Raw genomic sequence first — 8,761 nt, 5'->3', positions numbered from 1 at the left:
CCCGTTGACGGCGGTAATGACGTCGCCGGGTGCAAGACCGATATCGTCGGCCACGCTTTCGGGCACGACCTCAACAACCACCGCGCCACGGTCTATCGGCACATCCAGTGCCACCGCCAGATCAGGTGTCAGATCGCGTATCATCACGCCAAGTTGCCCGCGCCGCACATTACCAAATTCGATAATCTGATCCATCACGGATCGGGCCATGTCGATCGGCACAGCAAATCCGATTCCAACATTGCCCCCGCTGCGCGATACGATCGCCGTGTTGATCCCGACAAGCTGCCCATCCAGTGTCACCAGCGCACCGCCAGAATTGCCGGGGTTGATCGACGCATCTGTCTGTATGAAATCCTCATACCCCTGCGGGTTTATCCCGGACCGGCCAAGCGCACTGACGATACCCAATGTGACGGTTTGCCCAATGCCAAACGGGTTGCCGACCGCAACGACATAGTCGCCAACCAAAAGGTGGTCGGACGTGCCCATACGCAGCCCCGAAAGGTTCCCTGCGGGGATTTTTAGCACAGCGATGTCGGTGCCAGGATCACTGCCGACCAATTCGGCGTCCAATTCTCGGCCATCCTGAAGGGTAACGCTGATCGTATCGGCCCCGTCGATGACATGGTGGTTGGTCATCACATACCCCTCGTCGGCATCGACAATTACGCCCGACCCGACACTGGCGCGTTGCATGTCCGGCAATTGATCCGGCAGGTCAAAGAATTCCTGAAAAAGCGGGTCCTGAAAAAGCGGATTGATCTGCATGGGCCGGTTGGCCTCGGCCGCGATATTGACCACGGCGTCCGTGATGTCTGCAATCACCGGCGCGATCGTGGGGATTCCGCGTGCGTCCGACTGGGTCGGCACTTGGGCGGAAACCCCGCCAGAGAACGCTGCCAGAGACAGGGCAAATGAAGAAATGATGATAAGAAATCGCATTTTGATAGCCTTTCTTCCTGTGTGACATCTGAAACAGCGGGCACCGCATCTCAGGCAAAGTGCAAGCTGTCTGTGGCAATGACATCCCCCGCCGTGTTTCGTGCGATATCTTCGATCACGTCCATGTCGTGACGCCTGTCGACCCTGCCCTTTCGCGTCACCGTGCCGGCAGACGCCGGCACGTCGCCTTTCGGCGCTGCGACCGTGATGTTGCGGCGGGCGGCCGCGACCTGCGCCTTGTTGACGCGCAGTTCACAGCGCATGTCCGACAATACGTCAGGTCTTGGTTCTTGATCAGGTCGCATAGCGGTCTTTCCTTTCCTGTGCGGCTCTGCGGGGTCTTGCGATCCGCAAAGGCCGTCACATCAGACAGCCGCCCTGACCTTGATCTTGCGCGCCGGATGCTGCGCTTCGGGCAACTTGGGCAGGTGCACCGTGAGGACACCATTCTTGAAAGAGGCCGCGATCTGGTCCTGATCTATGCCGTCGGGCAAAGGGATACGTCGCGAAAAGCTGCCAAACCGGCGTTCGGATACATATCGCTTGCCGTCCTTGTCATCTTCCTCGGTCTCTTCCTTTTTCTCGCCGCTGATCGTCAAAGTGCTGTCCGTGACCTGCACGTCGATCTCCTCTTCGGTCATGCCCGGCAGATCGGCGATCAGCTTCACCTCGTTTTCCTTGTCGATGACGTCAAGTGTCGGGACCGCTGTCGGCAATCGTATCGCCGGGGCCGCGCCGCTGCGGCGGAGGGGCGACCATCCGCCTGCCTGCAAGAAATCGTCAAACAGATCGTCAATATTATTGCGAAGCGTCCAGAACGGTGTCCAGCCGCGGTCATAAACCGGGACAGCGGCCCCCTTGTCAGTGATCGCGGGTGAGCGGGTGTCGGTCTCGGTCATGGGATTTCCTCCATCGAAAGGTGATTGAAACAGGCGGCGAACCCAAGGACACAGGACCGGCCACGCCGCCGAATGCGCCCGGGACACAGGCCGTTGCAGCGGCTAGACCCTTCTATGCGCTTCAGCCTGTTTGGCATTAACGCCCGTTAGTGTCCCATTGCTCGGGCCACGAAAAATGCGCCGCATCATTTCACGGGCGGCAAAAGTGAACCCGTGATCATGACATGCGCACCCATCGCACCAAAATTGGAGCCGGCATCAAGCCGCAACAGGTCCAAGGTGCCTGTGCGTCCGGCGAGAATATCATCTTGCGTCAACCACTGTCGAAACGGCACTGTTTCCTTGATTTATCACGGCGAAACACCCGTGCCGATTTGTAAACACCATTCAGAAATGTCACCGATTGGCGCTCAAATCTTTGATTATGTGATTTTCCGCAAGAGGCCGGCCCAGTGGAATTTTGGCCTTGTTTCTTGGACTATCCCTCTCTAAACGGGTCAGCGGAGACGTGGCCGAGTGGTCGAAGGCGCTCCCCTGCTAAGGGAGTAGGCCCGGAAGGGTCTCGAGGGTTCGAATCCCTTCGTCTCCGCCATAATTTTGGCTTAACGCCTTGAAATTTAGTCATTTTCTGTATATCATCGCACCGACACCCTAACCTTATCCCTAACTCAAACGTTTGCTGACTTGCTATTTTGTGTGAGGAGCTGCGCACGGGCCCGGGCTGAAATCATTCACTCCGACCTGCCCCCTAAGGCTCCCTCATTCATAACGAGAGTCTGCGGGTCTGGATTTCATATCTTTCGGTTTCGGTTTGGGCAAGCGCGCCGGGCGCGGAGCTCTCAAATTGCTCAAGCCCCCGGCGCGCTTCTGTGGGTGTTTTGTTGCCAAGCGATGAGTGCGGCCTGACGTTGTTGTAGTCGTATCAACTATCGTTTCACTGCCGCAGTGGCTGCGTTGATGGACATTCTTGCCTCTTTTATGGTCCGCAAACCGGGTTGCCGAAATATTTTGCACACATACTGCACACTAATTGGAGCAGTCGAGCCACCTTAGATCTGAGACAGTCAATCGACAGAGATTGGTTGGCTCCCCAAGACCCGACGGCACAGACGGCCCATAAATGGGCATGTCTCTTGATATTATATCGACGGAGCCGCAGCACGGGGCCATTTTCAACAGGAGTCGCCACGCAGCAGTCGAAAACCGAGATTGACAACATTATTCTCTGGCGGCCCTTCCGGACCAGGCAGGCTGTCCGTCACGGACAGGGCGGCGCGGCGTCCCATCTCAAGTCGCGGCGTTTCGATTGTGGTCAGCCGGATGGGCAAGGCCTCGAGAAAAGAAAGCCCGTTAAAGCCCGCAAGCGCGACCGTGCCGGGTATGTCGATCCCGTTGCTCAGACAATGCATCATGCCGCCAGCCGCGAGGTCATCGTTGGAATAATACAAAGCCTGCGGCGCATCGGACTGCCCAAGCACATCCGCCGTGACTTTACGCCCCTCAACCATCGAAGACGGCGCGTCAATCACCTGAGAGAGCACCATTTGCGCACCCGCCTCGCGCACCACTTCGCAAAACCCGTTGAACCGCTTTGCGGCGCGCAGATCGCGGCCCCCCTGACTGCCGATATACCCAAACCGCCGATAACCCTTTTCCAGCATGTAGCGCGCGGTTGCGCGTCCGGCCTCGTGTTGGGAAATGCCGAAGACCGCCGAGATGGGCTCGCCGTCGATGTCCATCACCTCGGCCACGCGCACACCCGATGCGCGGATCGCAGCGCGGGTCGCATCTGTATGTTCCAATCCCGGCAACACGATGCCACGCGGACGCCATGCCAGTAATTCGCGCACGATCTCTTCTTCGCGCTGCAACGAGTATTCGCTGACGCCGAATACAGGTTGAATGAACTTGCCGGTCAGGGTTTCGTTCAGGCCATTGAGCACCTCGGAAAACACGCGGTTGCCAAGCGTCGGCAGAACCACTGCCACAAGGGGCGTGGTTTCTTCGCGCAGGGCACTGGCCAGCCTGTTCTGGACATAGCCCAGCTTGCGCGCTGCATGCTCGACCCTGTCGCGGACCTCGTCGGAGGTTTTGCCCGCACCGCGCATCACCCGCGAGACGGTCATCTGACTGACCCCCGCCTCGGCGGCGATATCGTCCATCGTTGGCGCGGCTGTTTTTCCCGAACGCATCGCGCATTGTCCTTTTCTGTTTGGAACCCTTCCGCTCACTTAAGGCCCAACGAATCGAGTTGACAAGTGTTTACGTAAACTTAATACATAGTTGAAGTATGTTTACGTAAACAAATAACCAAACGTGATCTGGGAGGATACCAATGAAAACCTTTTTGATGAGTTCGACGCTCATGGTGGCAGCCGCAGGAATGGCCGCTGCAGATACTTACCGGCCGGAGTGTTTCGCCCCTGCCCCCGGCACATCCACGATCAGCTATGAGGCCAAAACTGGCCCTTACAAGATGGCGTTCGTGAACGGCTTTGCCGGAAATGACTGGCGCATCGCCGCCATTCAGGCGTCGAAAGCCTGGGCCGCGCGCCCCGAAAATGCTGCGAAGCTTGAAGAGTTTACCATCGTCTCTGTCGGTAACGACAGCGCGGCGCAAATCGCCGCGATCGATAACTTCATGGCCGCCGGTTATGACGCGATTACCTTCATTGCCGTTAATCCAAGCGCATTCGAACCCGTGATCCGTCGCGCAGAACGCTCCGGCACCGTTCTGGTGCCCTTTGACAACGTTCTAGACACCGACAAGATCGTGCAGATCAACGAAAGCCAGATGGAGCTTGGCCGCCTCAAGGCGCAGACCGTGATGGATGCTCTGGGTGGCACAGCTGAAAAAATCCTGATGGTTGACGGCTTGCCCGGAAACGCAACTGACCGTGACCGGCGCGCAGGCATGATGAGCGTTCTGGAAAAGGTCGAAGGACTTGAAATTGTTCAGGTTGTTGGCAACTGGGACACGGGAACCAGCCAAAAGGTTGTTTCGGATGCGCTGGCGACCCACGGACAGTTTGACGGTGTTGTCTCGCAACACGGCTCTGCCGGGACCATCAACGCCATGCAGGCCGCAGGACACCCCATCGTCCCTATGGGCGTCGATGGTGAAAACGGCGTGCGGATGCTGATGGACGAGTTGGACATCCCCGGCATTTCGGCGGCACAAGCCCCGGCGATGTCCGCCGTGGCGCTTGAGGCGGCTGTGGCCCTGTTGGAAGGCAATGCCCTGCCCCAAACCGTCTATCTGCCGATCCCGCAGGTCAAAGCCGAGGATCTGGAAGCCGGGGTGAACTATTTCCCCGATCTACCAAAGTCCTTCAACACCGGAACAGGTTTCCCGGATTGCTTTGCGCCCTTCACGCCGGACGAGCTGCTGGGCCAGAGCGCCGACAACACCTGACGTCAACGATCTGACGCTTCAGTCCGGCGCACTCCCTTGCAGCCGGGCTGATTTTTCCTGTCAAACCGGAGCGTTCCTGTGAGCAAGACAGACGACGTCATCGTGCGCCTTGAGGGCGTGTCCAAGCACTATGGTGCCACGACAGCGCTGGATGGCGTCGATTTCGCCTGTAGAGCGGGCGAAATTCACGCAGTCCTAGGTGAAAATGGCGCGGGCAAATCCACACTGATGAAGCTCATCTCCGGCGTCATCCAACCCAGCGCGGGACGCATTTTCGTCGATGGGAAGGAAACGCCCTTGCCCACACCGCGTGCCGCCGTTGAGCGTGGGCTGATGTGCATGTTTCAAGAGCTATCGCTGGTGCCAGACCTCAGCGTGCGCGAAAACCTGATGCTGGGCGCTCCCGGCTCGGGTCTGGGCCGCCTGCCCGGCGGCATCGTGCGTCGTGCGCAAGAGGTTCTGTCACAGATCGACGGCGGCGGCATTCGGATGGGCGCACGGGTCGCGGACCTTAGTCTGGCCGAACGCCAGCAGATCGAAATCGCCAAGGCCTTTGCCCGCAATCCCAGACTGCTGATCCTAGATGAGGCGACGTCTGCGTTGAATGCCTCTGTGGTGGACAAGGTGTTCACCTTGATCCGGGCGGAATGTGCGCGGGGCGTTGGCGTGCTGTTCATCTCGCACCGCTTTCATGAAATCGAGGCGCTGGCCGACCGTATCTCAATCTTTCGCAACGGCGCACTTGTCGACAGCTTTGCCAACGGTGCCCATGACTACCCCGCGATCATCTCCAAGATGGTTGGCCAAAAGATCACGGACCTTTTCCCGACGAAACCCACGGCCAGACCTGAGGCGCAAGACGTGCTCCGGCTGGATGGGTTTGGCTGGAACGGCGAGTTGACGGACGTATCCATCACCCTTCGGAAAGGCTGCATTACGGGCCTTGGCGGCCTTGACGGGCAGGGCCAAGCGGCCGTGCTTCAGGGGCTGTTCGGATTGCTGAAAAAGACCGAAGGCCGGATTGCGCTGGCGGGCCAATCCATCACATTGCACAGCCCCGGCGACGCCAAGAACCCCGACATCGGTATCGCGCTGGTGCCCGAGGATCGAAAAACCGAGGCGCTGATCCTAGAACAAAGCATCGCTGCCAATATGGAGCTGGCCGCGGTCGGCGTGCGCGGCATCAACGCAGACGACCCGGGGCTTTATCAACCCTTCATCGATGCGTTGGAGCTGAAATGTGCCTCTCTTGACCAGCCCGTCTCGCAGCTCTCTGGCGGCAATCAGCAAAAGGTCGCGCTGACGAAATGGCTGGCGCTGAAGCCGCGCTGTTTGCTGTTGGCCGATCCCACGCGAGGCATCGACGTCAAGACCAAGACACAGATCTACGCGCTTCTTCGCAGGCTGGCAGATCAAGGCACCGCGATCCTGCTACTGTCCACAGATTACGAAGAGTTCATCCACCTGTGCGACGAAACCCACATCTTTTACAACGGACGCGTTGTGCGGCACCTGACCGGCGAGGCGGTCACCGCTGAAAACATTCTGGCGGCCACGCTCAACATCCCGGTACAGCAGGCCGCCCATGTTTGATCTTTTGCGCGCCAACAGACGCGAGGCCATCGCCCTTGCCGTGCTCTTCGCACTACTGACGGTTTATCTGACCACCCACCCGCGCGGCATGTCGACCTATGTAATGACGATCTGGGCCAACCAGTGCTTGATCCTGGCATTGGCCGCGATTGCGCAGTTCTTTGCGGTCATTGTGCGCGGCATTGATCTGTCCGTGGGGGCCGTGATGGCGCTGACCAACACGGTTGCTTCTTATGTGCTTGTGGGCAGCGGGATCGGATTGGCTGGCGGGATCGTTTTGGTTCTTCTGACGGGGCTTGCTTGCGGTCTGGTGAACGGGATTTTGGTGGTGTACGGGCGCATTCAGCCCATCGTTGTCACTCTGGCCACGGCGTCGGTTTTTGTCGGACTGGCACTGCTGCTACGCCCCACTCCCGGCGGGCAGATCAACTATGACTTCGCCGATGCAATGACGCTGGATGTGATGGGCGTGCCCACGGCGCTGATCATAACGGGCGTGGTGATCTTTGGCTTCTGGATGCCGCTGCGCCGGACCGGGCTTGGCCTTGGGCTTTATGCCATCGGCTCCTCTGAACAAGCTGCGTTCCAGTCGGGTATTCAGGTGCCTGTGATCCGCATGGCCTCCTTTGCGCTGGGTGGGCTCTTTGCGGGCCTTGCCGGACTTTATTTCAGCTTTGTGACCACGACCGGAGACGCCGGCATCGCGCCGAACTTCACCCTGAACGCCATCGCCGCCGTGGTTCTGGGCGGGGTGGCGCTGCGCGGGGGTGTCGGAAGTCTGATCGGCGCTGTGGCGGGCGCGTTCATCCTCAAGACCATCGGCGCGCTGATGTTCTTTTCGGGCCTGCCGCCACTGGCACAACCTTTCGTCGAAGGGCTTATTCTTGCCGCAGCCATCGCCATCGGCGGCGCGGACATTCTGCGCGTGCGCAATCGGTTGGAGGTGTTCGGACGATGAGTACCCAGAGCAAACGCCTGCCCGATCTCGACACACTCATGCCTTTTGCCGGGGCGGTTGTCATGATCCTTGGCGGCAGCCTGTTCTTTCCGCAAATTCTTGGCCTTGGGTACCTCGGCCAGCAATTGCAGATCGCGTCGTTCCTGGGCGTCATTGCGATGGGGGCGACGGTGGTTATCCTGCTGGGGCACATCGATTTGTCCGTGCCATGGATCGTCGGTGGCGCTGCGATCCTGTCCACGTCGCTCGCCGGAACCGGAGACCCCGTTCTGACTGCCCTTGCGATTCCGGCAGCACTCGTGTTCGGAGCCGCCATCGGCCTGATCAATGGCTTTGGCGTCGCGATCCTGCGCATTCCGTCGATGGTGTGGACGTTGGCAGTCAATTCGATGCTGCTGGGCATTGCCGTCCTCAACACGGGCGGCTTCAACCCCAAGGGCGAGGCGAGTGCCACGATGATTTGGATGGCCTCTGGCACGATAGCGGGAATACCCACTGCTTTCGCCCTCTGGATGGGGCTAACAGCCCTGCTCGCCCTGTTTCTCGGCCGCACCGGCTTTGGCCGCTATCTGTCATCAATCGGATATAACGAAAAGGCGACGTTCCTGTCGGGCGTGTCCACCCCGTCGGTGATCTTTGCCGCCTTTGCCATCGCAGGCCTCTGTTCGGCCTTCGGTGGCGTACTGCTCGCGGGCTATGCAAATCAGGCGTACCAGTCGATGGGCGATCCTTATTTGCTGCCGACCATCGCCGCAGTGGTGATCGGCGGCACCTCGATCCTTGGCGGGCGCGGCAGACTTTTGGGGACGGTCGGCGGCGTGTTGTTCATCACGCTGCTCACGTCGATCCTGTCGGTGATGCAAATCTCGAACGCGTGGCGCAGCATCATCTTTGGCGTGATCATCATCGTCATGCTACTGGTCCAGACCCTGCGCCGGAAGGAGAGCTAAC

8 protein-coding genes, 1 tRNA gene and 1 pseudogene are annotated in these 8,761 nt (G+C 59.2%); 5 read left to right on the top strand and 5 right to left on the bottom strand.

What is annotated here, in order from left to right; all coding sequences use genetic code 11:
- The 3 genes from ACTG4B_RS07850 to ACTG4B_RS07840 all read right to left on the bottom strand — a co-directional run.
- On the bottom strand, positions 1 to 945 hold a 945-nt coding region (locus ACTG4B_RS07850), incomplete at its 3' end, for a trypsin-like peptidase domain-containing protein (protein WP_439155137.1).
- A 50-nt stretch (positions 946 to 995) separates the two neighbouring features.
- Entirely contained in the window at positions 996 to 1,250 is a 255-nt protein-coding gene (locus tag ACTG4B_RS07845; RefSeq protein ID WP_439155136.1) for a hypothetical protein, read from the bottom strand.
- A 60-nt stretch (positions 1,251 to 1,310) separates the two neighbouring features.
- On the bottom strand, positions 1,311 to 1,844 hold the full coding sequence (locus ACTG4B_RS07840; RefSeq protein ID WP_439155135.1) for an Hsp20/alpha crystallin family protein: 534 nt from the start codon (positions 1,842 to 1,844) through the stop codon (positions 1,311 to 1,313).
- A 502-nt stretch (positions 1,845 to 2,346) separates the two neighbouring features.
- On the opposite strand from ACTG4B_RS07840, the gene ACTG4B_RS07835 reads away from it, so the two are divergent.
- Positions 2,347 to 2,436, top strand: a tRNA-Ser gene (locus tag ACTG4B_RS07835).
- 171 nt (positions 2,437 to 2,607) lie between these two features.
- Here the strand turns inward: ACTG4B_RS07835 and ACTG4B_RS07830 are convergent.
- A pseudogene (locus ACTG4B_RS07830) lies at positions 2,608 to 2,766 on the bottom strand (IS3 family transposase); the annotation flags it as partial.
- Between the two features lie 250 nt (positions 2,767 to 3,016).
- Positions 3,017 to 4,036 carry a LacI family DNA-binding transcriptional regulator gene (locus ACTG4B_RS07825; protein WP_439155134.1) on the bottom strand — a complete coding sequence of 340 codons (1,020 nt, stop codon included), beginning with the start codon at positions 4,034 to 4,036 and terminating at the stop codon, positions 3,017 to 3,019.
- 143 nt (positions 4,037 to 4,179) lie between these two features.
- Here ACTG4B_RS07825 and ACTG4B_RS07820 point away from each other — a divergent pair, with 143 nt between their 5' ends.
- The 4 genes from ACTG4B_RS07820 to ACTG4B_RS07805 all read left to right on the top strand — a co-directional run bounded on the left by ACTG4B_RS07820 (position 4,180) and on the right by ACTG4B_RS07805 (position 8,760).
- Entirely contained in the window at positions 4,180 to 5,259 is a 1,080-nt protein-coding gene (locus tag ACTG4B_RS07820) for a sugar ABC transporter substrate-binding protein (protein ID WP_439155133.1), read from the top strand.
- A 78-nt stretch (positions 5,260 to 5,337) separates the two neighbouring features.
- Complete coding sequence (locus ACTG4B_RS07815; protein ID WP_439155132.1) at positions 5,338 to 6,852, top strand: sugar ABC transporter ATP-binding protein; 1,515 nt, start codon at positions 5,338 to 5,340, stop codon at positions 6,850 to 6,852.
- Positions 6,845 to 7,810 (top strand): ABC transporter permease, encoded by a 966-nt coding sequence (locus ACTG4B_RS07810; protein WP_439155131.1) that lies wholly within the window; start codon positions 6,845 to 6,847, stop codon positions 7,808 to 7,810. Before ACTG4B_RS07815 ends, ACTG4B_RS07810 begins: the two co-directional genes overlap by 8 nt.
- Positions 7,807 to 8,760 carry an ABC transporter permease gene (locus ACTG4B_RS07805; protein ID WP_439155130.1) on the top strand — a complete coding sequence of 318 codons (954 nt, stop codon included), beginning with the start codon at positions 7,807 to 7,809 and terminating at the stop codon, positions 8,758 to 8,760. Before ACTG4B_RS07810 ends, ACTG4B_RS07805 begins: the two co-directional genes overlap by 4 nt.
- Position 8,761: the final 1 nt, after the last annotated feature.

The organism is Yoonia sp., from assembly GCF_965660735.1.
Lineage (GTDB): Bacteria > Pseudomonadota > Alphaproteobacteria > Rhodobacterales > Rhodobacteraceae > Yoonia.
Note: the sequence above shows the minus strand (reverse complement) of the source record. Positions and strands in the feature narration are given on the sequence as shown.